Annotated in this window: 18 protein-coding genes; 9 read left to right on the top strand and 9 right to left on the bottom strand. The window is 53.3% G+C overall.

Features of this window, described 5'->3' with window-relative positions; translation table 11 throughout:
• Nucleotides 1-5 precede the first annotated feature (5 nt).
• The 5 genes from lpdA (at nucleotide 6) to CKO_RS16455 (ending at nucleotide 6,344) form a co-directional block, all read left to right on the top strand.
• Nucleotides 6-1,424 carry a dihydrolipoyl dehydrogenase gene (lpdA, locus tag CKO_RS16475; RefSeq protein ID WP_012134623.1) on the top strand — a complete coding sequence of 473 codons (1,419 nt, stop codon included), beginning with the start codon at nucleotides 6-8 and terminating at the stop codon, nucleotides 1,422-1,424.
• 83 nt (nucleotides 1,425-1,507) lie between these two features.
• The gene (gene sucC / locus CKO_RS16470; protein WP_012134622.1) at nucleotides 1,508-2,677 is read left to right on the top strand and encodes an ADP-forming succinate--CoA ligase subunit beta; all 1,170 of its coding nucleotides are present in this window, start codon (nucleotides 1,508-1,510) and stop codon (nucleotides 2,675-2,677) included.
• Nucleotides 2,678-2,689: 12 nt separating this feature from the next.
• A complete protein-coding gene (gene sucD, locus CKO_RS16465) occupies nucleotides 2,690-3,562 on the top strand; it encodes a succinate--CoA ligase subunit alpha (RefSeq protein WP_012134621.1) in 873 nt (290 codons plus the stop codon).
• Nucleotides 3,563-3,759: 197 nt separating this feature from the next.
• Nucleotides 3,760-5,259 (top strand): DASS family sodium-coupled anion symporter, encoded by a 1,500-nt coding sequence (locus CKO_RS16460; RefSeq protein WP_024130833.1) that lies wholly within the window; start codon nucleotides 3,760-3,762, stop codon nucleotides 5,257-5,259.
• An 11-nt stretch (nucleotides 5,260-5,270) separates the two neighbouring features.
• Complete coding sequence (locus CKO_RS16455) at nucleotides 5,271-6,344, top strand: Ldh family oxidoreductase (RefSeq protein ID WP_012134619.1); 1,074 nt, start codon at nucleotides 5,271-5,273, stop codon at nucleotides 6,342-6,344.
• 1 nt (nucleotide 6,345) lies between these two features.
• On the opposite strand, the gene CKO_RS16450 is transcribed toward CKO_RS16455, so the two are convergent.
• Both CKO_RS16450 and CKO_RS16445 read right to left on the bottom strand, forming a co-directional pair.
• The gene (locus CKO_RS16450) at nucleotides 6,346-7,689 is read right to left on the bottom strand and encodes a sigma-54-dependent transcriptional regulator (protein WP_012134618.1); all 1,344 of its coding nucleotides are present in this window, start codon (nucleotides 7,687-7,689) and stop codon (nucleotides 6,346-6,348) included.
• On the bottom strand, nucleotides 7,679-9,511 hold the full coding sequence (locus CKO_RS16445) for an ATP-binding protein (protein WP_012134617.1): 1,833 nt from the start codon (nucleotides 9,509-9,511) through the stop codon (nucleotides 7,679-7,681). The genes CKO_RS16450 and CKO_RS16445 overlap by 11 nt, the downstream gene beginning before the upstream one ends.
• Before the next feature lie 331 nt (nucleotides 9,512-9,842).
• Between CKO_RS16445 and aphA the strand changes: the two genes are divergently transcribed.
• Nucleotides 9,843-10,556: an acid phosphatase AphA gene (gene aphA, locus CKO_RS16440; RefSeq protein WP_012134616.1), complete on the top strand. Its 714-nt coding sequence runs from the start codon at nucleotides 9,843-9,845 to the stop codon at nucleotides 10,554-10,556.
• Between the two features lie 202 nt (nucleotides 10,557-10,758).
• Nucleotides 10,759-11,115, top strand: coding sequence for an MmcQ/YjbR family DNA-binding protein (locus CKO_RS16435; protein WP_012134615.1), 357 nt, complete (start codon nucleotides 10,759-10,761; stop codon nucleotides 11,113-11,115).
• Between the two features lie 95 nt (nucleotides 11,116-11,210).
• Here the strand turns inward: CKO_RS16435 and uvrA are convergent, their stop codons facing one another.
• Nucleotides 11,211-14,033, bottom strand: coding sequence for an excinuclease ABC subunit UvrA (gene uvrA / locus CKO_RS16430; protein WP_012134614.1), 2,823 nt, complete (start codon nucleotides 14,031-14,033; stop codon nucleotides 11,211-11,213).
• A 250-nt stretch (nucleotides 14,034-14,283) separates the two neighbouring features.
• Here uvrA and ssb1 point away from each other — a divergent pair, with 250 nt between their 5' ends.
• Nucleotides 14,284-14,820, top strand: coding sequence for a single-stranded DNA-binding protein SSB1 (gene ssb1, locus CKO_RS16420; protein WP_012134613.1), 537 nt, complete (start codon nucleotides 14,284-14,286; stop codon nucleotides 14,818-14,820).
• A gap of 260 nt (nucleotides 14,821-15,080) precedes the next feature.
• Entirely contained in the window at nucleotides 15,081-15,512 is a 432-nt protein-coding gene (locus tag CKO_RS16415; RefSeq protein WP_012134612.1) for a universal stress protein, read from the top strand.
• 459 nt (nucleotides 15,513-15,971) lie between these two features.
• Here the strand turns inward: CKO_RS16415 and CKO_RS23380 are convergent, their stop codons facing one another.
• The 6 genes from CKO_RS23380 to CKO_RS16390 all read right to left on the bottom strand — a co-directional run bounded on the left by CKO_RS23380 (nucleotide 15,972) and on the right by CKO_RS16390 (nucleotide 23,150).
• Nucleotides 15,972-16,142 carry a hypothetical protein gene (locus tag CKO_RS23380; protein WP_155116396.1) on the bottom strand — a complete coding sequence of 57 codons (171 nt, stop codon included), beginning with the start codon at nucleotides 16,140-16,142 and terminating at the stop codon, nucleotides 15,972-15,974.
• Nucleotides 16,143-16,370: 228 nt separating this feature from the next.
• A complete protein-coding gene (locus CKO_RS16410) occupies nucleotides 16,371-19,088 on the bottom strand; it encodes a cation-transporting P-type ATPase (RefSeq protein WP_373886595.1) in 2,718 nt (905 codons plus the stop codon).
• Nucleotides 19,089-19,543: 455 nt separating this feature from the next.
• Nucleotides 19,544-20,311 (bottom strand): Fe(3+) dicitrate ABC transporter ATP-binding protein FecE, encoded by a 768-nt coding sequence (gene fecE / locus CKO_RS16405; RefSeq protein WP_012134609.1) that lies wholly within the window; start codon nucleotides 20,309-20,311, stop codon nucleotides 19,544-19,546.
• The gene (fecD, locus tag CKO_RS16400) at nucleotides 20,312-21,268 is read right to left on the bottom strand and encodes a Fe(3+) dicitrate ABC transporter permease subunit FecD (protein WP_012134608.1); all 957 of its coding nucleotides are present in this window, start codon (nucleotides 21,266-21,268) and stop codon (nucleotides 20,312-20,314) included.
• The gene (gene fecC, locus CKO_RS16395) at nucleotides 21,265-22,251 is read right to left on the bottom strand and encodes an iron-dicitrate ABC transporter permease FecC (protein ID WP_012134607.1); all 987 of its coding nucleotides are present in this window, start codon (nucleotides 22,249-22,251) and stop codon (nucleotides 21,265-21,267) included. Before fecC ends, fecD begins: the two co-directional genes overlap by 4 nt.
• Complete coding sequence (locus tag CKO_RS16390) at nucleotides 22,248-23,150, bottom strand: Fe(3+) dicitrate ABC transporter substrate-binding protein FecB (RefSeq protein WP_012134606.1); 903 nt, start codon at nucleotides 23,148-23,150, stop codon at nucleotides 22,248-22,250. The genes fecC and CKO_RS16390 overlap by 4 nt, the downstream gene beginning before the upstream one ends.
• Nucleotides 23,151-23,185 lie beyond the last annotated feature (35 nt).

Genomic DNA, 23,185 nt, shown 5'->3' with positions numbered 1-23,185 from the left:
TGCCAATGAAAACTCTTTTTGACGTCGCGGTAATGGGCGGCGGTCCTGGCGGATATGTGGCGGCGCTACGGGCGGCTCAGCGTGGGCTGACGGTGGTCTGTATTGATGATGGCGTTAATGCCCTGGGCGAGCCATCGCCGGGCGGCACCTGCCTGAACGTCGGCTGTATTCCATCAAAGTCGCTGCTGCAATCATCAGAACTGTTTGTGCAAATTCAGCATGAGGCAGGGATTCACGGCGTGAAAGTCGCGGATGTTTCGTTTGATGCTGCGGCGATGATCCAGCGTAAGGACGCTATCGTACGCCGTTTGACACAGGGGATTCGTCTGCTGTTTGACAAAAATAAGGTAATGCATGTTTCCGGTCTGGCGACGTTACAGGGACAGCAGGACGATTGCTGGCAGTTAACGGTCAACGAGCAGACGATTAGCGCGAAAAACGTGGTGATCGCCACCGGTTCACAGCCGCGCCAGCTTGCGGGCGTGACGGTAGACAACACGCACATTCTGGATAATGGCGGGGCGCTGGCGTTAACCGATTGTCCGGTGCGTCTGGGGGTGATTGGCGCAGGTGTGATTGGTCTTGAACTCGGTTCCGTCTGGAACCGGGTCGGCGCACAAGTTACGCTGCTGGAGATGGCGGAAACCTTCCTGCCAGCGCTGGAGCCGAGGTTGGCTGGCGATGTGCGTAAAGCACTGGCGGCCAGCGGTCTGGAGATGCGATTCGGCGTCAGTATTGATGCTATCGAACGGCAGAATGATGAGGTTGTGATTCGCTGGCGGCAGGGCGATAACGCCCAGGAGACGCGCGTCGATAAACTGATTGTCGCAATTGGCCGTGAACCGCGCCTGTCAGGCGTCGATCTGGCTGCACTCGGGCTTGTGCCGGATACGCGTGGCGGCATTGACGTTGATGCGCTATGCCGCACCGGAAAACCAGGTTTGTGGGCGATTGGCGATGTTGTGCGTGGACCTATGCTGGCGCACAAAGCGATGGAAGAAGGGCTGGTTGTCGCTGACCAAATTGCGGGTCTGCCCGTCGAACCGGTCAACTTCTTGCTGATTCCATCCGTGATTTATACCCAGCCGGAAGTGGCGTGGATCGGCGAGAACGAAGTGACGCTGAAAGCCATCGGTATACCGTTCACTAAAGGTCATTCACTGTTTGCGGGCAATGGGCGCGCGCTGGCGCTAGGGCAGGACGGAGGACGTTGCACACTGTACGCGGACAAACGTACTGACCGTGTGCTGGGCGGAGCGATTGTCGGCCCGCAGGCTTCTGAATTAATTAATGAAATTGCGCTGGCGATGGCGTTTAGCGCTTCAGGAGAGGATATCGCCTGTACGGTACATGCGCATCCGACGCTCAGCGAAGTCATACATGAAGCGGCAATGGCGCTGAATAAGCAGGCGCTCCACGGATAACGTTCTATCCCCGTCATACTTCGAGTGATGTACATGTTGACTGTGACTCGAATTATTCAGGGAACATATCACTGAGGGACATTATGAATTTACATGAGTATCAGGCTAAATCATTACTGGCCGGTATGGGTATGCCATGCCCGAAAGAGATAGCGATTCAACATATTACTGAGTTGCCGGAAGCCTGGCGCACTATTTCCAGTGAAAACAAAGGCGCGGTGCTGAAAGCCCAGGTACATGCTGGTGGACGTGGGAAAGCTGGCGGCGTGAAGGTGCTCACGCAGTTTTCGCAGGCGGAAACGTTCGCCGTACAGATGCTGGGTTCGCAACTGGTGACCTACCAGACCGGGTCGGAAGGTCAGTATGTCAGCCGCATTCTGGTGTGCGAAAACATCTATCCGGTACGTCAGGAACTCTATTTTGGCGTAGTGGTTGATCGCGAAAGCCAGCGCGTCACGTTTATTGTCAGTTCTGAAGGCGGTGTGGAGATTGAAAAGGTCGCACATGACACGCCGGAAAAGATCGATAAAGTGAGCGTCGATCCGCTTACTGGCATTCAGCCTTGCCATGTGCGTGAGTTGTTTGCGGTGCTGGGACTGGAGAAAACGTTGTATTCCGGGTTCAGCCAATTGGTGAATCAGGCATGGAAGGCGTTTAACGAACTCGATTTTGCGCTGCTGGAGATTAATCCGCTGGTGATCTGTGAAAATGGCGAGTTTATGTGCGCCGACGCAAAAGTTACCCTGGATGATAACGCATTGTATCGTCACCCTGAATTACAGGCGTTACGCGATGAAACGCAGGAAGATGAGCGGGAAAACCAGGCGGCGAAACTCGACCTTAACTATGTTGCGTTGGATGGCGCTATCGGCTGTATGGTTAATGGTGCCGGGCTGGCGATGGCGACAATGGACATTATAAAACTCTATGGCGCGCAACCCGCCAACTTTCTTGACGTTGGTGGTGGTGCGACGCAGGAACGGGTCAGTGAAGCATTTCGCCTGATTGTCTCCGATAAAAAAGTACAGGGAATTCTGGTCAATATTTTCGGCGGCATCGTGCGTTGCGACATGATTGCTCGCGCCATTATCCACGCGCTGCATGAAGAACAAATTACCCTGCCGGTAGTGGTGCGTCTGTCCGGCAACCATGCGACTGAAGGGCAGCGTTTGTTGGCGGAAAGTGGTCTCGCGGTAGAAGCCGTTGATTCTCTCGATGATGCCGCGAAGCGCATCATCGCATTGCTGAAATGACAGGAGGTTAACGTGAGCGTTTTAATCGACAAATATACCCGCGTGTTGGTACAAGGTATCACCGGCAAGAATGGCACCTTTCATACTGAGCAGGCGATTGCCTACGGCACGCAAATTGTCGGCGGTATTACGCCAGGCAAGGGAGGGCAGCGGCATTTGGACCGACCGGTATTTAATTCAATGAAAGAGGCCATGCGCCAGACGCAGGCCGATGCCAGCGTGATTTATGTCCCGGCGCCGTTCGTCCTGGACTCCGTTGTGGAAGCCGTTGAAGCGGGCGTTAAATTGATTGTGGTGATCACCGAAGGCGTACCGACACTGGACATGGTTAAGGTGCGCCGCCTGCTGGATTGCCATCCGGAGGTGCGTTTAATTGGGCCTAATTGTCCGGGAATTATCACTCCCGGAGCCTGCAAAATCGGCATTATGCCGGGTGATATTCATCGTCCGGGACGCATTGGCATTATTTCCCGTTCCGGCACATTAACGTATGAAGCGGTTGCGCAAACTACCGCGCTGGGTCTCGGTCAATCGACCTGTATCGGTATCGGCGGAGATCCTATTCCCGGAACGAATTTTATTGATGCGCTGCGTTTATTTGCTGACGATCCGCAAACCGATGCGGTCATTATGATCGGTGAAATTGGCGGCAATGCGGAGGAACATGCTGCAGAGTTTATTCGCCATGAAATGAATAAACCGGTAATTGGCTATATTGCTGGCGTTACCGCACCGAAGGGAAAACGTATGGGGCATGCCGGAGCCATTATTTCCGGCAGCAGCGGTAGCGCAGAAGATAAATTCCGCGCTTTCGATAAAGCGGGGATGACCTGGACACGAAACCCGGCACAAATTGGTGAAACGTTGTGGAATGCGATTAAGTAAGTAACGGGGGCAATAAGCCCCCGTTTTTTATGTGTGGTTTTATATTCATATTTTTACCCCTGTGTGGAATTTCGCTCACCTGTTATTGAGCTAAAAACTAAAAATTCATTATATATCATAGTATTAATTTGTTTTTGGTACTGGCATGACACCTGCATTAGAGAGACAGGTCTTTTATCTTTCACAGTGAGGTGATTATGTCATCAGTTCCTAATGGTGCTATGCAAAAGCGTAGCATTATTCCTAATTCTGGTTTATGTCTGGCCGTTCTTGCCGGTCTTATTATTATGTTTCTGCCGCTGGGCGACACTCTGCCGGTCGCCGGACAAAATATGATTGCCGTATTAGTATTTGCGATTATCGTCTGGATCAGTGAAGCGATGGATTACACCGCCAGCGCAATCGTGATATCCGCGTTAATCATCTTTATGGTCGGTTTCGCGCCGGATATGAATAATCCAGATACGATTCTCGGCACGACAAAAGCGCTGAAGTTAACGTTATCGGGATTTTCCAACTCTGCACTGGCGCTGGTGGCGGCGGCGATGTTTATTGCGGCGGCAATGACTATCACCGGACTGGATAAGCGCATTGCGCTATTTACGATGTCGAAAATCGGGGCCAGCAGTCGCAGTATTTTGATTGGCGCGATTGTGGTCACCATTGTTCTGAGCTTGGTTGTTCCCAGTGCTACCGCACGTACTGCCTGCGTCGTGCCGATTATGATGGGGGTTATTGCGGCGTTTAAAGTCGATAAACATTCCCGCCTGGCAGCCTCAATGATGATTGTTATCGCCCAGGCGACCAGTATCTGGAATGTCGGTATCCAGACGTCTGCTGCGCAAAACCTGCTTTCTCTGGGCTTCATTAATAAAACGTTTGGCGCAGGCCACAACGTCAGTTGGCTAGACTGGCTGCTGGCTGGCGCGCCGTGGAGTCTGGCGATGTCGGTTATTCTCTATTTTCTCGTGCGCAAACTCTTGCCGCCAGAGACGGAAACCGTGGAAGGCGGTAGCAGCGCTATCAAAAAAGCGCTGGTAGAGCTGGGGCCGACGACGGGCAAAGAAAAACGCCTGATTGTTATCTCTCTGTTGCTGCTGGTGTTCTGGTCAACGGGGGGGAAACTGCACAGCATTGACACCACCTCTGTAACCTTAGCAGGACTGGCGATAATGCTGATGCCGGGCATTGGCGTGATGCACTGGAAAGAGGTAGAGAAACGCGTTCAGTGGGGCACATTGCTGATGTTTGGTATCGGGATCAGCCTCGGTTCGACGCTGCTTGATACCCAGGCCGCTTCCTGGATGGCGAACTATGTCGTGCAAGGTTTTGGTCTTGATGCGCTGCCGCCTCTGGCGATCTTCGCCATTCTCTCTGCGTTTTTAATTGTCATCCATCTCGGATTCGCCAGCGCCACTGCGTTAACCGCCGCATTGTTGCCTATTTTGATCAGCCTGTTAAGCAGCCTGCCGCCGGAACTGGGCGTTAATCCAATCGGTATGACTATCCTGTTGGCCTTTAGCGTCAGTTTCGGTTTTATTTTGCCTATTAACGCGCCGCAAAACATGGTTTGTCTGGGAACCGATACCTTCACGCCGCGCCAGTTCACTCGCGTAGGGATTTGGCTTTCTCTGGTTGGTTATGTGCTGTTGCTGGTGTTTGCCGCCACCTGGTGGAAAGTTCTGGGTCTGATGTAAGGAGATAGGCTATGTCATTGCAAATCGCACTGGAAAAGGCGCGTTGGTTAACTGCTGGATTGCTGGAGCTGAATGGTTGTGATGCAGATATCGCTCAGGATGTTGCTGAACACATGATTGAGGCCGAGCGTTATGGCTTTCCAAGTCATGGTGTCACGCTGTTGCCCAAATATCTGGAAAACATCGCCAGAGGTGATGTAACGGTTAATGCCCGACCGGAAGTGTTGGTCAGCGAAGATCATTTGTTGTGTTTTCACGCTCACAACGGTTTTGGACAGCATGCGGCGAAAGTCGCAATAAATGCGGCAATTGAGCGTGCGAAGGCGAAAGGATTTTGCCTGTTGACGCTGCGTCATGCACATCATTTAGGGCGTATGGGGCACTTTGGCCAAATGGCGAGCGATAAAGGCCTGGTGATGCTGGCGATGAGTAACGTCACTGGTCGCCCGGCGCTGGTTGCGCCATGGGGAGGAGCAGAGGCGCGTATGACTACCAACCCGTTCTGTTTTGCCTGGCCTTTCAAAGGTGGACGCCCGGCAATGCTGGTTGATTTTGCCACCAGTAGCATGGCGCTGAACAAAGCGCGCGTAATGTCGGTTGAAGGTAAACAAGCTGCACCGGGTCAACTGATTGATGCCGATGGCTACCCCAGTGTAGACCCGGGCGTACTGTTTACATCGCCTGCGGGGGCGTTACTGCCATTTGGCGAACACAAAGGCTTTGGTTTGTCGCTGATGATTGAGATGATGGCGGGGATTTTATCCGGCGGCGACACAATAGCGGAAGATCACCAGGCTGGCGGTTCTGCACACAATCATCTGTTTGCATTACTGATTGATCCCGATAAGTTTTCTGATCGCGCAGACGAGAAAGGACGCTTCTTCGCCGATTATCTGTTGGCGACGCGCCCGCAGTCAGGTGGACGGCCCGTGATCTATCCTGGAATACCGGAAGCGGCAACGGGGGCGCGTAATGAGAAAACCATCACCATCCCTGCATCGTTCTGGTCGTGGGTAGTGGAGCGCTACGCTGGAAAAGGAATTGATTTGGGGCTGAATAACCAGCTTTCAGCATTAGCCAGTTGATCTACTCCGTAAACCGGTAGGTCTGCGGCAGAATCTGGTGTTTATTCAGCTTGTCATATAACGTCTTGCGCGGTAATTGTAACAGCCGCGCAGTCAAACTGACCTGACCGCCGGTTTGCCGCAGCATATCTTCAATCAGTTTTTTTTCAAAGGCGTCGATACAGGCCGTCAGGCCACGTTCCTCTTGTTGCGTCATAGGAACGGGCTGGTGCTGAATCATTAATCCCAGAACAAAACGCTCGGCGGTGTGTTTTAGTTCCCGCACGTTGCCGGGCCAGCTTTGTGATTGCAGCCAGGCGAGGAGCATAGGGGAGATATCCGGCAACGCCCGGTTATATTTTTGCGCCGCCTGACTGGCAAACCAGTAAAAAAGTTCGGGAATGTCTTCGCGTCGCTGGCGCAGTGGCGGAATGGCCAGATTAACAACGTTGAGACGGTAATAAAGATCGGAACGGAAGTGATTTTCCTCGCTATGGCGTAACAAATCCTCTTTTGTGGCGGCAATCACGCGGCAATTGACGGGAATCAACTGATTTGAACCCAGTCTTTCAATTATGCGCTCTTGTAAAACGCGAAGCAGTTTTACCTGCATTCCCAGAGGCATACCTTCAATTTCATCAAGAAATAGCGTACCGCCGCTGGCATGTTCGATTTTTCCAATCCGTCGTTTCATTGCGCCGGTGAACGCGCCGGGTTCATGGCCGAATATCTCGCTTTCAAACAGGGTTTCGGGCAAGCCTGCACAGTTAAGCGCCACGAACTGACCATTGCTACGAGTGCTACCGTGGTGCAGCATTCTGGCAACCACTTCCTTCCCGCTGCCGGTTTCACCACAAATTAAAACATCGGCATCAGTATCCGCCACGTTGATAACCATCTGGCGCAATTTCTGCATTTGCGGGCTACGACCAATCAACAGCGGCCCCTTTTCCTGTTGCAAACGGCTCAGAAGCTGTTTGTTTTCTACCACCAGACGACGTTTTTCTGCCGCGCGGGCGATAATCGAGAGTAGTTTTTCCGAGCTACAGGGTTTTTCGATAAAATCCCATGCGCCGTTACGCATAGCTTCCACTGCCATTTCAACATCGCCATGACCGGTAATTAAAATTACCGGAATTTCGGCATCGATCTTAATAATTTGATTGAGTAAATCCAGTCCAGATAATCCCGGCAGACGCAAATCAGTGAGAACAATAATATTGGTCTGATGCTGAATTGTTGGTAAACTTTGCTCCGCATCGGGGAACGAAATAACATGATATCCCGCCAGTATTAGCGTCTGTTCGCAGGCGAAACGTACGTCGTCGCTGTCCTCAATATAAATAATGGTGATGTTATTGCTCATTTTCGTTATGATCTCCTCGCCACTCTTTCCATGTTAATGTAATCATTGCGCCACCTTCCGGGTGGTTATCTGCACGGATTGTTCCATTGGAATTCCTGACAATTTCACTTACGATTGCCAGACCTAACCCCATTCCTCTGCGTTTAGTCGTGAAAAAGGGTTCAAATATACGGTCTATTGCTTGTGGAGAAAAACCGGGCCCCGTATCTTTAAGTGTGATAATAATCTGCTGATCCACGCGACACAGAGCAATGTCCAGTCGTTTATTCGCCCCGTTCTCCATTGCATCAAGCGCGTTAGAAATAAGATTGCTAAATATTTGTTCGAGACCCAGTTCATCACAACCAACAAAAAGCGGCGTCGAGGAGGCTTTGATTCGCCGCTCAACATGATTTTTTTCCATACTATGATTAAGCAGCTCAATCGCTCGGTACATAACTTTGATAACATCGGCTGATCCTTTTGGTACCCGATGACGGGAAGCAAATGCTTTAAGTTCGGAAATTAGCTGCGTCATTCTTTCAATTACAGAGATTGTATATTTAAGGTTCTGATCAACCTGGGAATACATTCCCTTGGTCAGCATAATACGCGCATTGTCAGTTAAGGCATGGAGTGCAGCCAGCGGTTGGTTCTGCTCATGAGCGATCTCAGTCGCCATTTGCCCCAGAGCGGCAAGTTTACTGGATTCTGCAAGTTCGCTACGGGTCAGCTGCAGAACTTGTTCCGCCTGACTGCGCTCTTTCATTTCCTGGACCAGTTTTTTGTTGATTGACTCTAATTCCAGGGTACGTTCTTTGACCTGTTTTTCCAGCGTTTCATTTGTTTGCGCCAGCAATTTCTGGGTTTTTAAACGCATACGCCAGTAATTTATAAATGTTAACACCAGCAAATAGATCACAATGGCGATTGTGAAGGTTACACTCAGCGTCCAGTAAATATTCTCTAGTGGCATAATAATTATCATTTCCCAGTTAAATTCAGGGATGGTGACGCTTTGAGAATAAAATCCAGGGATAAGACAAGACTGATGTGTGTCATTTATTAGAAAAATAAAACGGCCTAATTTAAAACAAGGATAGTAATCGGCGGGTTTAAGGTTATTGATACTGTATTGTCGTGTAGATTGTAATTTTTTCATTATGTCGATGGGAAGTGGTTGCAGTGACTTCATCTTCCATTGGGTTCTGGAACTTAAAAATATAATACTGTGTTCATCGGTTACAATAATATTTTCCGGTCCTTCCGACCAGGCTTTTTCAATCTCATTCAGACTGATTTTTACAACCACAACGCCGATAATTTTATTGTTTTCCTTTATCCCGGTAGAGAGAAAAAATCCAGGTGTGTTAGTCGTGCTACCGATGCCATAGAATTTTCCATTCTGTCCTGCCATAGCTTGTTTAAAATAAGGACGATAACTGTAATTTTGCCCGACGTAACTGCCGACCTCTTTCCAGTTGCTTGATGCAATCGCTTTACCCTGGGCATCAAGAATGAATATGGCCGCAGTTTTTAGATTGCGGTTAAGATGTTCTATTTTTTCATTAATAGAATATTTTTGCGCGCCATTTTCATCAATTAAGGAGCGTCTTATTATGTTATCTGTCGATAGCATATAAGGTAAAATATTATATTGTTCGATGGTTGAATTAAGTGTTGACTTATACATATCAAGACGCATTTTATCAGTGCCTGATAATCCGATAAATCGTTCATGCAAAAAGAAGCCAGAAACAGTTAATAAGAAAACTAACAGAAAAATATTCGCAATTCTGTAACGCCACCTACCCTCAATGCAATATATGTTTGAAATTACCATTCTACACCCAATTGGCTGCAAAAATTAACAGTAGTATATTATCAACACTGAAAGTACGGAAAGCGGTAGACTACAATATTGTGAATGCGTGTACAGAACAGACTCCGGTGTGTGTGGTTTATCACACATTCACCAGACAGGTGTAATATGACAAAATGTAAAATAATAGTTATTAGGGACTGAATAATCCGAACTCTAAATGTGATCATGGTTCTTTTATTTGATAAATTTTCAAGAAAAGATTTGTTCAACGTTCTGTGCGGAGTACAGTCTGTGTTGCATTTGATTTTCTGCCTAATTGATTACAAAAACTGACTATTTAGGGAAAAATATGCGCAAGATAACCCTGGCCTTGAGCGCCTTTTGTTTACTTTTCACGTTAAATAATTCAGCAATCGCCCTGGCGTCCTCGCCGTCGCCGCTAAATCCTGGCACCAATGTTGCGAAACTCGCCGAGCAGTCTCCCATCCACTGGGTTTCTGTCGCGCAGATCGAAAATAGCCTGGCGGGTCGTCCTCCCATTGCTGTCGGGTTTGATATTGATGACACCGTGCTGTTTTCCAGCCCTGGCTTCTGGCGCGGCAAAAAAGTCTATTCGCCAGAAAGCGAGGATTATCTGAAAAATCCGGCATTCTGGGAGAAGATGAACAACGGCTGGGATGAGTTCAGCATTCCGAAAGAGGTGGCGCGCCTGCTCATCGATATGCACGTCCGGCGTGGCGACAGCATCTTTTTTGTCACGGGGCGGAGCCAGACGAAAACCGAAACCGTCTCGAAAACGCTGGCTGATGATTTCCACATTCCCGCAGCCAATATGAATCCTGTGATTTTTGCAGGCGACAAGCCGGGCCAGAACACCAAAACGCAGTGGCTACAGGAGAAAAATATCCGCATCTTCTACGGCGACTCCGACAATGACATTACGGCAGCCCGTGACGCGGGCATTCGTGGCATCCGCATCCTGCGCGCCTCCAACTCTACCTATAAACCGTTGCCGCAGGCCGGCGCGTTTGGGGAAGAGGTGATTGTGAACTCGGAATATTAAAACCGGCAGAACCTTTTGCCCCAGGACTGATAAAACGCATTAGCGTCGCCATCCGGCCTACAGTGGCATCATCCGGCAAGATTCTCAATCGCTGTTTTTTTGAACAAAATTGAGCTGCTGGCTTTTACCTTTGGCGGACTTGCTGCAAACTGAGTAAGAGATGTTCTCAGTGGGGCAATATGCTTAAAAGGGGAATAAGAAGATGACCAATTCGGAGTTACTGCAATATTGCATGGCAAAAACAGGCGCGGAACAGAGCGTTCACAGTGACTGGAAAGCCACACAAATCAAGGTTGAAGATGTGCTTTTTGCCATGGTGAAAGAAGTGGAAAATCGCCCGGCGGTATCTTTGAAAACCAGCCCTGAACTGGCGGAGTTGCTGCGCCAGCAACACAGCGATGTGCGACCAAGCCGACATCTTAATAAAGCGCACTGGAGCACCGTCTACCTGGACGGTTCGCTACCGGATTCGCAAATCTATTATCTGGTGGATGCCTCTTATCAACTGGCGGTAAGTACTCTGCCGGAGGACAAGCGTAAGCTGTTGGTGCAGCCGTGAGCCGTTTTGCCGGATGTGGCGCAAGCGCCTTATCGAGCCTACAAACTATTACGCATATTCTGTAGGCCCGATAAGCGCAGCGCCATCGGGCATTATTACAGCATTGGCTTGAGGAAACGGGCAGTATGTGACGCTTCACACTCTGCGACCGTCTCCGGCGTCCCGGAAACAAGAATTTCGCCGCCGCCGCTGCCGCCTTCCGGGCCGAGATCGACAATCCAGTCCGCCGTCTTAATGACGTCCAGGTTGTGCTCAATCACCACAATGGTGTTGCCTTGGTCGCGCAACTGGTGCAGCACGTCCAGCAGTTGCTGAATATCGGCAAAATGCAGACCAGTGGTCGGTTCATCCAGAATGTACAGCGTCTGCCCGGTGCCGCGTTTCGACAATTCACGCGCCAGCTTCACGCGCTGTGCTTCACCGCCGGAGAGCGTGGTGGCGGACTGACCGAGACGGATGTAGGTCAGACCCACGTCCATCAACGTTTGCAGCTTACGCGCCAGCGCCGGAACGGCGTCAAAAAATTCGCGCGCTTCTTCGATGGTCATATCCAGCACTTCGTGGATAGTCTTGCCCTTGTACTTAATCTCCAGCGTTTCGCGGTTATAGCGCTTGCCTTTGCACTGGTCGCACGGTACGTAAATATCCGGCAGGAAGTGCATTTCAACCTTGATGACGCCGTCGCCCTGACAGGCTTCGCAACGCCCGCCGCGCACGTTAAAGCTGAAACGTCCCGGCGTATAGCCGCGTGAGCGTGATTCCGGCACGCCAGCGAACAGCTCACGTACGGGCGTAAACACGCCGGTATACGTTGCCGGGTTAGAGCGCGGCGTACGGCCAATCGGACTCTGGTCGATGTCGATGACTTTGTCGAAATGCTCCAGCCCCTGAATATCACGATACGGCGCAGGTTCCGCAATGGTCGCCCCGTTTAACTGGCGCTGGGCAATCGGGAACAGTGTGTCGTTGATAAGCGTAGACTTACCCGACCCGGATACGCCGGTGATACAGGTAAACAGGCCAACCGGCAGCGTCAGGGTGACGTCTTTCAGGTTGTTGCCGCGCGCGCCGGTCAGCTTCAGCACTTTCTCCGGGTTCGCGGGAACGCGCTGTTTCGGCACTTCAATCTTGCGTTTGCCGCTCATGTACTGGCCGGTGAGGGATTCCGGCACCGCCATAATCGCCTCCAGCGGCCCTTCGGCCACGACCTGACCGCCGTGTACGCCAGCGCCGGGGCCGATATCGATCACATGGTCGGCGGCGCGGATGGCGTCTTCGTCATGCTCCACCACAATCACGGTATTGCCGAGATTACGCAGGTGAATCAGCGTTCCCAGCAAACGTTCGTTATCGCGCTGATGGAGACCGATAGACGGCTCATCCAGCACATACATCACGCCTACCAGCCCCGCGCCAATCTGGCTGGCCAGACGGATACGCTGGGCTTCGCCGCCGGACAAGGTCTCTGCCGAACGGGACAGCGTCAGGTAGTTGAGGCCGACGTTTACCAGGAACTTGAGGCGGTCGCCAATCTCCTTGAGGATCTTCTCCGCAATCTTTGCACGCTGGCCTGCGAGCTTGAGATTGTTGAAGAAGTCCATCGCATGGCCGATGCTCATGTCGGAGATCGCAGGCAGCGGAGTATTCTCGACGAAGACATGACGTGCTTCACGGCGCAGACGCGTGCCTTCACAACTGGCGCACGGACGGTTGCTGATGAATTTAGCTAACTCTTCACGTACCGCGCTGGACTCCGTCTCTTTGTAACGGCGCTCCATGTTGTGCAGCACGCCTTCGAACGGATGGCGACGCACGGAGGTGTCGCCACGATCGTTGATGTATTTGAACTCGATGCTCTCTTTGCCGGAACCGTACAGAACGACTTTATGCACATTCTGACTCAGACTTCCCCACGGAGCTTCCACGTCGAACTTATAGTGTTCCGCCAGCGATTTCAGCATCTGGAAGTAATAGAAGTTACGGCGATCCCAGCCGCGAATCGCGCCGCCAGCCAGAGAAAGCTCCGGGTTCTGGATCACGCGATCGGGATCGAAATATTGCTGTACGCCGAGGCCGTCGCAGGTCGGGCAGGCTCCCGCCGGGTTGTTGAACGAGAACAGACGCGGTTCCAGCTCGCGCATACTGTAGCCGCAAATTGGGCAGGCGAAGTTGGCGGAGAAGAGCAGCTCTTCCGCTTTCGTATCGTCCATATCCGCGACGATCGCGGTGCCGCCGGAGAGTTCCAGCGCGGTTTCAAAAGATTCCGCCAGGCGCTGGGACAGATCGCTACGGACTTTGAAACGATCGATCACGACCTCAATGGTGTGTTTCTTTTGCAGCTCCAGCTTCGGCGGATCGGAGAGATCGCAGACCTCGCCATCAATACGGGCGCGGATGTAGCCTTGGCTGGCCAGGTTTTCCAGCGTTTTGGCGTGCTCGCCTTTGCGCTCTTTAATAATGGGCGCCAGCAGCATCAGGCGTTTGCCTTCCGGCTGAGACAGCACGTTATCCACCATCTGGCTGACGGTTTGCGCCGCCAGCGGGACGTCATGATCCGGGCAGCGCGGTTCACCCACGCGGGCGAACAGCAGACGCAGATAGTCATGTATTTCGGTAATTGTACCTACCGTAGAGCGCGGGTTATGGGATGTCGATTTCTGCTCAATTGAGATAGCGGGCGACAGCCCCTCAATATGGTCGACATCTGGTTTTTCCATCAAAGACAGAAACTGACGCGCATATGCGGAAAGGGATTCAACGTAACGACGCTGCCCTTCGGCATACAAGGTGTCAAAAGCGAGCGAGGATTTGCCAGAACCCGAAAGCCCGGTGACGACAATCAGTTTGTCGCGCGGGATGACGAGGTTGATGTTTTTGAGATTATGGGTGCGGGCGCCCCGAACTTCGATCTTATCCATTCACCTTTCCCGGATTAAAACGCTTTTTCCCGGCCGCATGGCGCTACCGGCGATCACAAACGGTTAATTATGACACAACTCAACCTGAATGGATATACAGTATTGGAATGCAAAACACAGGCTACTGTGTAACAATGTCCGCCCAAGGTTGTTTACTGGAATCAGCCTCGCATCGTAGTAAAAACGCTATTGGTAATGCTACAATCGCGCGTTTACACTTATTCAGAAACGTTTTTCAGGAGACTCGATCATGGCCAGCAGAGGCGTAAACAAGGTGATTCTCGTCGGTAATCTGGGCCAGGACCCGGAAGTACGCTACATGCCAAATGGTGGCGCAGTTGCCAACATTACGCTGGCTACTTCCGAATCCTGGCGTGATAAGCAGACCGGTGAGATGAAAGAGCAGACGGAATGGCACCGCGTTGTGCTGTTCGGCAAACTGGCGGAAGTGGCCAGCGAATATCTGCGTAAAGGTTCTCAGGTTTACATTGAAGGTCAGCTGCGTACCCGTAAATGGACCGATCAGTCCGGTCAGGACAAATACACCACTGAAGTGGTGGTTAACGTTGGCGGCACCATGCAGATGCTGGGTGGCCGTCAGGGCGGCGGCGTTCCGGCTGGCGGCAATATGGGCGGCGGTCAGCAGCAGGGCGGTTGGGGTCAGCCTCAGCAACCGCAGGGCGGCAACCAGTTCAGCGGCGGCGCGCAGTCCCGTCCGCAGCAACAATCCGCTCCGGCACCGTCTAACGAACCGCCAATGGATTTCGACGACGACATCCCGTTCTGATGAATTTAAAAAGCTCCCTTCACGGGAGCTTTTTTTTGGCTGAAATAGCGTGCAATTAAATAGCAGGCTTGTCAGTTTTGTCACCGGACGTAAATATATCTACAGACTTTATGGGTTATTTCCTTTCTTGCTTATGATCAAAAAAGACAGGGTATTATTGATTATTATTCCCCCGTTATTTTGGTCGAATGAATGCTGAATCTTGCCAGGTCTTTTCAGGGATATGTGATTGGCCTGTCAGCTAACTTAAGGAAATCATCATGAATAAAGTCATTTTAATGCCCGTTGATATTCTGGCGATGGATCTTTCTGACAAAGCCATTGCCTACGCTGATCATATGGTGGACAAAGAAAACGGCGTGATCCATCTGCTGCATGTGTTCCCTAAACTGGGTACCTCCCCAATGCGTGGTTTTGCCTCGGATATCAGAAAATACGAGGAATACATGACGAATGATGCGCAAGAGAAAATGCTTAACCTTGCGAGAAAATTCAAAACGCCGTTGGAGAATATTCGTTTTGAAGTCCGTCATGGCAATATTCGTGATGAAGTAAATAACGCGGTAGAAGCGCATAACGCCGAGATGATTATCATCGGTTCGCGCAAGCCGGGTATTGCAACGCATTTGCTCGGTTCGGCTGCGGCGAATATTTTGCGATACGCGAAAATTCCGGTGATGGTCATTCGTTAATCTGCCATGCCCGGTGGCGCTTTGCTTACCGGGCCGACAAAACCTCTCTCCCGTAGGCCGGATAAGGCGTTTGTGCCGCCATCCGGCGTCATGCCCGGTGGCGCTTTGCTTACCGGGCCTACAAAACCTCTCTCCCGTAGGCCGGATAAGGCGCTTGCGCCGCCATCCGGCGTTATGCCGGTGGCGCTTCGCTTACCGGGCCTACAAAATTCACTCCCGTAGGCTGGATAAGGCACTTGCGCCGCCATCCGGCGTCATGCCCGGTGGCGCTTCGCTTACCGGGCCTACAAAATTCACTCCCGTAGGCCGGATAAGGCGCTTGCGCCGCCATCCGGCGTCATGCCTGGTGGCGCTTCGCTTACCGGGCCGACAAAACCTCTCTCCCGTAGGCCGGATAAGGCGCTTGCGCCGCCATCCGGCGCCATGCCGGTGGCGCTTCGCTTACCGGGCCTACAAGATTCACTCCCGTAGGCCGGATAAGGCGCTTGCGCCGCCATCCGGCGCCATGCCCGGTGGTGCTTCGCTTACCGGGCCGACAAAACCTCTCTCCCGTAGGCCGGATAAGGCACTTACGCCGCCATCCGTCGCCATGCCCGGTGGCGCTTCGCTTACCGGGCCGACAAAATTCACTCCCGTAGGCCGGATAAGGTGTTTGTGCCGCCATCCGGCGCTATGCCCGGTGGCGCTTCACTTACCGGGCCGACAAAATTCACTCCCGTAGGCCGGATAAGGCGCTTGCGCCGCCATCCGGCGCTATGCCCGGTGGCGCTTTGCTTACCGGGCCGACAAAATGCCTCCCCCATCGGCAAAAAAAAGCCTCCGCTACGGGAGGCTTTTTGCTTCGCGGTGAACCGCTGGCTATTTCCGGCGGAATTTACGGGTGAGCGGTTTCTCTATCTCCACAATGCAGAACAGCACTGCGCCGATAGCGAAGGTTATGCCCCAGTAACGCAGCGGCAGCGCTTCCGTGCCAAACAGCATCTGCATGAAAGGCATATAGATAATCGCCATTTGTAACAGCAACAGAATGCCGCTGACCATCCAGATGCCTTTATTCATCAGCAGCCCGCGTTCCAGCGAGAAACCATCCGAAACCCGGCAGTTGAGCATATATACCCACTGTGCGGTGACCAGCGTCTGCAACAGCACGGTACGGATAAACTCCGGGCTGTGGCCGCGAGGCTGCAACCAGGCTTCCAGCGCAAAGGCGCAGGCCGCAATTAATGTTCCGACAAAACCGACGCGCCAGATAGCAAAGGCATCCATGACGTTCTCATTACTCTGGCGTGGCGGGCGTCGCATGATGTTGCGCTCACCGGCTTCAAATGCCAGCCCGAACGACAGCGTGGCGGAGGTCGCCATGTTCATCCACAGAATCAGTACCGGCGTGAGCGGGATCAGGTTCCCAGCCAACAGGGCAATGATGATCAGCAGACCCTGTGCCAGGTTGGTGGGCATGATGAACAGAATCGTTTTCTTCAGGTTGTCGTAAACGCGACGCCCCTCCTGTACGGCGCTGGCGATGGTGGCGAAGTTGTCGTCCGTCAGTACCATGTCAGCGGCTTCTTTTGTCACTTCCGTGCCTTTGATGCCCATCGCGATACCGACGTCCGCCTGCTTCAGCGCGGGGGCGTCGTTGACTCCGTCGCCGGTCATACCGACAATCTCGCCTTTGTTTTGCAGCGCCTTCACCAGACGCAGTTTATGTTCGGGGCTGGTGCGGGCAAAGATGTCGTAGGTGACAGCGGCTTCAGCTAATGCCGCATCGTCCATCTGCTCCAGTTCGTAGCCCGTTACCGCGTGGGTGCTGTTATGAATCCCCAGCATGCCGCCGATACTCATGGCCGTTTGCGGGTGATCGCCGGTGATCATCTTCACGCGAATCCCCGCCTGCTGGCAGGCTTGGATTGCGTCAATGGCCTCTGGACGCGGCGGGTCCATCATGCCTGCGATGCCCAGGAAGATCAGGCCGTCATTCAGGCACTCATGGGTGAGAGAGGCGGCTTCTGCACGCCCTGGCTTCCAGGCTGCCGCAACCATGCGCAGACCTTCTTTCGCATAGCGCGCGATCTCCGCTTCCCAGTGATTTTGCGTAAAGGCTTCAGTACCGGTAGCGGTTTGCTGTAGCTGGCACAGTTTAAACAACACATCTGGCGCGCCGGTCACCAGTACGCGCTCTTCATTTCCAATGCGATGGTGCGTCGCCATGTATTTGTACTGCGAATCGAACGGGATTTTGCTGCGCAGTTCAGTTTCAATGGCGGGAAGGCGCGCTTTTGCCGCCAGCACTTTTAAGGCCCCTTCCGTTGGCCCGCCGGTGATGCCCCAGTGACCGTTTTCGTCCTGAATCAATTGGCTGTCATTACACAGGTCGATAGTGCGAAGGTAGTTCTCCAGCAGGCTGCCGGGCAGGATCTCTACCGCAGCGTCGCTCTCCTCAGTATGGATCTCGCCCATTGGCTCATAGCTGTTGCCCTGAACGCGATAATTTTTGTCCGCCGTAATAATGGCTTTTACCGTCATCTCATTCATGGTCAGGGTGCCCGTTTTATCGGAACAGATCACGGACATCGCACCCAGCGTTTCGACCGTCGGCAGCTTGCGGATAATGGCGCGTTTGCGGGCCATCGTCTGTACGCCGAGCGACAGAATAATCGAGATGATCGCGGGTAGCCCTTCCGGTACGGCCGCGACGGCAAGGCTAATCAGAGAAAGCAGCAGTTCGCCCATCGGCATATCGCGCAGCAGCAGGCTGAACACAAATAGTCCTGCCATCATGGCGACGATAATGGCGAAAATGGCTTTGCCGAGTTTATCCATCTGAACCAGCAGCGGGGTACGGTGCTTCTCAATGCCCGTCATCATCTGGTTGATGTGGCCGAGTTCAGTCTCTTCACCGGTGGCGATAACCACGCCCAGCCCGGCGCCTGCGCTGATGGTGGTGCCGGAGAACAGCTGATTTTTACGATCGCCTAACGGCAGTTCGCCGGTAAGGGTGTCGGCTGTTTTATCGACAACGGTGGACTCGCCCGTCAGGATGGCCTCTTCAACCCGCAGGTTATGGGCTTCCATAACGCGAAGATCTGCCGGGATGCGATCGCCTGCGCGCAGCACGACGATATCGCCCACCACCAGTTCGGTTGTGGGGACGGTTTCATGTTGACCGTTGCGGATAGCGACCGCTGAGTTCGACAGCATATTGCGGATGCTTTTCAGCGACTTTTCCGCGTTATTTTCCTGAATGTGGCCAATCAGCGCGTTGATAATGGCAACACCCAAAATGACGGCCGTATCCACCCAATGACCCATGACCGCAGTCAGCACCGCCGCAGCGATCAGGACATAAATCAGAACATCGTGGAAATGCGCCAGGAAACGTAGCCATGCCGGTTTGCCTGTTTTTTCTGGCAGCGCGTTAGGCCCATGCTGCGCGAGGCGCGCGCTGGCTTCATTTTGCGTCAGCCCGGAAGGCTGACTCTGCTTTTTTTCAAGTACCTCGTTAACAGATTGCTGGTACGGTTTTTTTTCAACGCATGGCGCAGAATGGAGACGATTTTTATTCGGCATTCTGGTCAATTTAAAATTCCTCGAAGTATAAAATGCATAATGTTTTGAATCGCGCTTATACTATTAAAATAAAGAGTCTGAATTATTGACATTAATCAATGGCGTTTCGTTAAAGATTATTTTATCTTGATGGTTAGATAACGCTTGTAGCGTATATTTTCAGTGTTTTGATGGAAGTGTAAATTTAGTAAAGGAGGTAATTATGTTAGGAATATATAGCGGTAGGCGATTGATGTTACTGGTTATTTTTGCAATCATCATCGCGGTAATTAGCGGGATTTCAACCTACGCCTTCGTTAAATACCTGGGTTGAAAAACACTAAATATAGTGTTCCTTACATAACTTTTAAATATTTAAAGTTAATGACAGAGAATAAAAATAAAGGGCATAAGAATATATTTTTGATGAGCAGTCTGACAGGATGAACAGACTGCTCTGGACAGGTAAAAATATGGCTAGCAGACTAACGAATAATACACATTGGTTTTCCTGTCAGCGGTTCAGGGTGAATTTCCGCATCAACCTGAAATACCTTGCGTAATAATTCTGGTTGCATCACATCAACAGGTTGCCCTTGCGCAATCACATTCCCCTGCGCCAGCACGACAAGATGATCGCAATAGCGACTTGCCTGATTCAGGTCGTGCAGTACCGTCACGACCGTTTTTCCCGCCTGTTTTAGCATCTGCATGAGCGCCATCAACTCCACCTGATGATTAATGTCGAGCCAGGTGGTGGGTTCATCCAGTAATACAATGGGCGTATCCTGCGCTAACACCATCGCCAGAAACACGCGCTGCCGCTGACCGCCGGACAGCTCCGTCAGCCGCCTTTCTGCCAGCGCGTCAGTGTGCGTCTGCGCCATTGCCCGGTTGACATGCTGATGGTCGTCGCGAGAAAGCCGCCCCCACAGCGGCAGCCACGGGCTGCGGCCATAGCTGACCAGTTCCCGCACGGTGATCCCTTCCGGCGTCATGTGCTGTTGCGGCAGTAGCGCCAGGTGACGCGAAAGCGCGCGGGGTGAGAATGCCGACAGCGGCTTACCCGCAATGTGCAAGGTGCCGGATTGCGGTATGAGCAGGCGGGCAAGGCATTTCAGCAGCGTCGATTTGCCGCAGCCATTAGGCCCCAGTAATGCGGTGATCTGCCCGGCGGGTAGCGTAACCGACAGGCCGTCAAGAATGCGTTTATCACCGTATCCGGCAGTCAGGTTTTCACATCTGATATCCATTTAGCGCATCCTCACAAGCAACCAGATAAACCACGGCGCGCCGATAATGGCGGTGAGCATGCCTGCCGGAAGCTCCGTGGGAGGGTTAATGATCCTTGCCAGCAAATCGGCCAGCGTTAAGACAAATGCGCCGATTAGCGCAGCGCCGGGCAGTAGCCAGTGATGGCGCCCTCCCAGCAGGCGTCGGGTCAGGTGGGGCACGACCAGGCTGACGAAAGCTATCGGCCCGCAAACTGCCACGCTGGTGGCTGCCAGCGCGACGGCGAGGAGCAATCCCAGGCGCTGTGCCCGCCTGACCGGGACGCCGAGCGTGCTGGCGCGATCATCGCCCAGCGCCAGCAGATCCAGATCGCGGCAAAACCAGGCGCTGAGTGGAATAAGCGCCAGCATTACCGGCAGCGCCACATACACAAACGACCAGCCGCGTCCCCATAAACTGCCGGTCAGCCACAGCAGCGCGTTGTTAACGTCCTGCGGGCGGGAGAGCATCAGGTAATCCGTCAGGCTGGCCCAGGTTGCCGACAACGCCACGCCGATTAACGCCAGGCGCAGGGGGGAGGAGCGACCCGCAATCGCACGCAGTAAGATCAGCGCACAAAGCCCGCCCACAAATGCCAGCAGCGGCAGCCAGACGACCGACAGCGATGGCAGCAGCATGAGTGCGCTTACCGTCGCCAGACTGGCGGCATGGTTCACCCCTAAAATATCCGGCGAGGCCAGCGGATTACGCACGATGCCCTGCACCAGTACGCCGGAAATCGCCAGGGCGGCGCCGACGAATATCGCCAGCAGCAGTCGCGGCAGGCGATACTGGGTCAGAACATAGTGGTGCTCGTGACCGGTATGCCAGCCATCGATCAGCGCGGACCAGGGCAGGGGAACCACGCCCAGACGCAATGACAGCAGCGCGGTGATACTCAGCAGGAGCAACGTGATGAGCAGAATAAAGGCTTTCATCCACGCCTCCTTGCCAGCCAGACAAAACACGGCGCGCCAATCAGCGCCAGCACTGCGCCTGCCGGAAGCTCGCCCGGCCAGGCCAGCACTCGCGCCAGAATATCCGCCAGCAGCATAAACGTTGCGCCCATCAGCAGGCTCATCGGCAGCAACTTACGCTGGTCGTGACCTGACCACGCCCTGGCCAGATGCGGCATTAACAGGCCGATAAACGCCACCGGCCCCGCCACGCTGACGCAGGCGCCGACCAGCACCAGCACGCCGATATTGACGGTAAGCCGCAGCCGAAACAGGTTTACGCCGAGCGTGTGTGCGGCGACATCGCTGACGTTGAGCAGATTAAGGGCGTTCGCCAGCAGCAGCATGACGGGAATAATCACCAGAACAAAAGGAAAGAGCTGCCAGAACTCGGCCCAGCGCACATGGGCAATACCGCCCGCCAGCCATGAAAAAATGCCGTAAGCGTGGTCTTCCGCCAATAGCAGCGTGATGCGGGTCAGCGCCATACACAGCGCGGAGAGCGCGATTCCGGCGAGAATCAGTTTGTTGCGGTCTGGCTCCTGTCGCCAGCCGCCGCCAGCCAGCATCACCAGAAGCCAGGCGAGGCCTCCGCCTGCGGCGGCGATAAACGCGATGGAATACCCGCTGAGCAGCATGGGGCTGAATGCGCTGGTTAACGCTATCGCCAGTGCCGCACCGCTGTTAATGCCGGTCAGAGAAGGGGAGGCCAGCGGGTTATGGGTCAGGGTTTGCAGCAATGTTCCCGCCAGGGCAAGGCTGGCGCCAATCAGCAATGCCACCAGGCTGCGCGGCAGACGTAAATTACGCACCAACGCCTCCGAAAGCGGAGGCGTTGAAGAAGGAAACAGGGCATGCAGAGCACTGACGGGTGAAATCGGGATCGCCGAGTAGCAGAACAGGCTCAGCCAGAACGCCGCCAGGAGCGCCAGTACGGGCGCTCCCCAAATGATCAATGTCCTCATTGCGTGGTATCAGGCATCTGGTGATGAAAGATTTTCACCGTATCGCCGGCAATGCGTTCCGCAGCGAAAATCCCGCGCATCCGCGCCCAGCTATTGCTATCGACGGCGGCAACCTGGTGGTGTTGCGACGCCTGGAGCATGGACCACAACGTATCCTGCTGCCAGCGTTTAACGATGCTCTCCTGGCGGTAGTGCGCGACAATCAGCCACTGCGGATCGAGCGCCAGTAGCCGCTCCAGATTAATCGTGGTCATTGGCGCAGAGTTGATTGCCTCCGGCACGCGCAGACCCAGCGCGGCGAGCACGCCGCCCGTATACGATTCGCGGCTGTGCAGATTAAACTGCTGTTCGCGTGAGGTGCCGAATACCACGCTGGCCCCTTTCGGCAAGTGGGCGGCAAACGCGCGCATACGTTCCCGATGCAACGTCAGCCGTTTTTGCATTTCAGCATCTTTACCTGATACTTTCCCGATGATCGCGGTGGATTGCAGATTTTCAGCGTACGTTTCATTACGGGATTTGAGCAACAACACGGGGGCGATCTCTTGCAGCGCGGCGTAAATCCCTGCGTGGCGGCTGCTGTCAGCGATAATCAGGTCAGGTTTTAGCGCGCCGATCGCCTCAAGACTCGGCTGAGCGCGGGTGCCGACGGACTGCCATTGCCCAATAATCTGGCGCACTTCCGGCAGCAGACGCGTGGGATCGTTGTCATCGGCGATCCCCACCGGACTGACGTTCACCGCCGCCAGCGCATCGGCAAACGACAGTTCCAGTACGACAATCCGTTGCGGCGTTTTATTCAGGGTAAAGGCGCCGTGTTCATCCTGCACCGTCACAGCAAAAACCGGCGCTGCCAGGACGATCAGGCTGAAAAAATAAACGCGAATAAAAGCAAACATAGTCAACTCCGGCTGCCGGATGGCGCTGCGCTTAC

The organism is Citrobacter koseri ATCC BAA-895, from assembly GCF_000018045.1.
GTDB lineage: Bacteria > Pseudomonadota > Gammaproteobacteria > Enterobacterales > Enterobacteriaceae > Citrobacter_B > Citrobacter_B koseri.
Note: the sequence above shows the minus strand (reverse complement) of the source record. Positions and strands in the feature narration are given on the sequence as shown.

Excerpts from the sequence above, each read along its gene's own strand:
- CKO_RS16460 (WP_024130833.1), top strand. The coding sequence starts at position 3,760 with ATGTCATCAGTTCCTAATGGTGCTATGCAAAAGCGTAGCATTATTCCT.
- fecC (WP_012134607.1), bottom strand. The coding sequence starts at position 22,251 with ATGAGGACATTGATCATTTGGGGAGCGCCCGTACTGGCGCTCCTGGCG.
- ssb1 (WP_012134613.1), top strand. The coding sequence starts at position 14,284 with ATGGCCAGCAGAGGCGTAAACAAGGTGATTCTCGTCGGTAATCTGGGC.
- aphA (WP_012134616.1), top strand. The coding sequence starts at position 9,843 with ATGCGCAAGATAACCCTGGCCTTGAGCGCCTTTTGTTTACTTTTCACG.
- sucC (WP_012134622.1), top strand. The coding sequence starts at position 1,508 with ATGAATTTACATGAGTATCAGGCTAAATCATTACTGGCCGGTATGGGT.
- fecD (WP_012134608.1), bottom strand. The coding sequence starts at position 21,268 with ATGAAAGCCTTTATTCTGCTCATCACGTTGCTCCTGCTGAGTATCACC.
- fecE (WP_012134609.1), bottom strand. The coding sequence starts at position 20,311 with ATGGATATCAGATGTGAAAACCTGACTGCCGGATACGGTGATAAACGC.
- CKO_RS16455 (WP_012134619.1), top strand. The coding sequence starts at position 5,271 with ATGTCATTGCAAATCGCACTGGAAAAGGCGCGTTGGTTAACTGCTGGA.
- uvrA (WP_012134614.1), bottom strand. The coding sequence starts at position 14,033 with ATGGATAAGATCGAAGTTCGGGGCGCCCGCACCCATAATCTCAAAAAC.
- CKO_RS16450 (WP_012134618.1), bottom strand. The coding sequence starts at position 7,689 with ATGAGCAATAACATCACCATTATTTATATTGAGGACAGCGACGACGTA.
- CKO_RS16390 (WP_012134606.1), bottom strand. The coding sequence starts at position 23,150 with ATGTTTGCTTTTATTCGCGTTTATTTTTTCAGCCTGATCGTCCTGGCA.
- CKO_RS16445 (WP_012134617.1), bottom strand. The coding sequence starts at position 9,511 with ATGGTAATTTCAAACATATATTGCATTGAGGGTAGGTGGCGTTACAGA.
- CKO_RS16415 (WP_012134612.1), top strand. The coding sequence starts at position 15,081 with ATGAATAAAGTCATTTTAATGCCCGTTGATATTCTGGCGATGGATCTT.
- CKO_RS16435 (WP_012134615.1), top strand. The coding sequence starts at position 10,759 with ATGACCAATTCGGAGTTACTGCAATATTGCATGGCAAAAACAGGCGCG.
- lpdA (WP_012134623.1), top strand. The coding sequence starts at position 6 with ATGAAAACTCTTTTTGACGTCGCGGTAATGGGCGGCGGTCCTGGCGGA.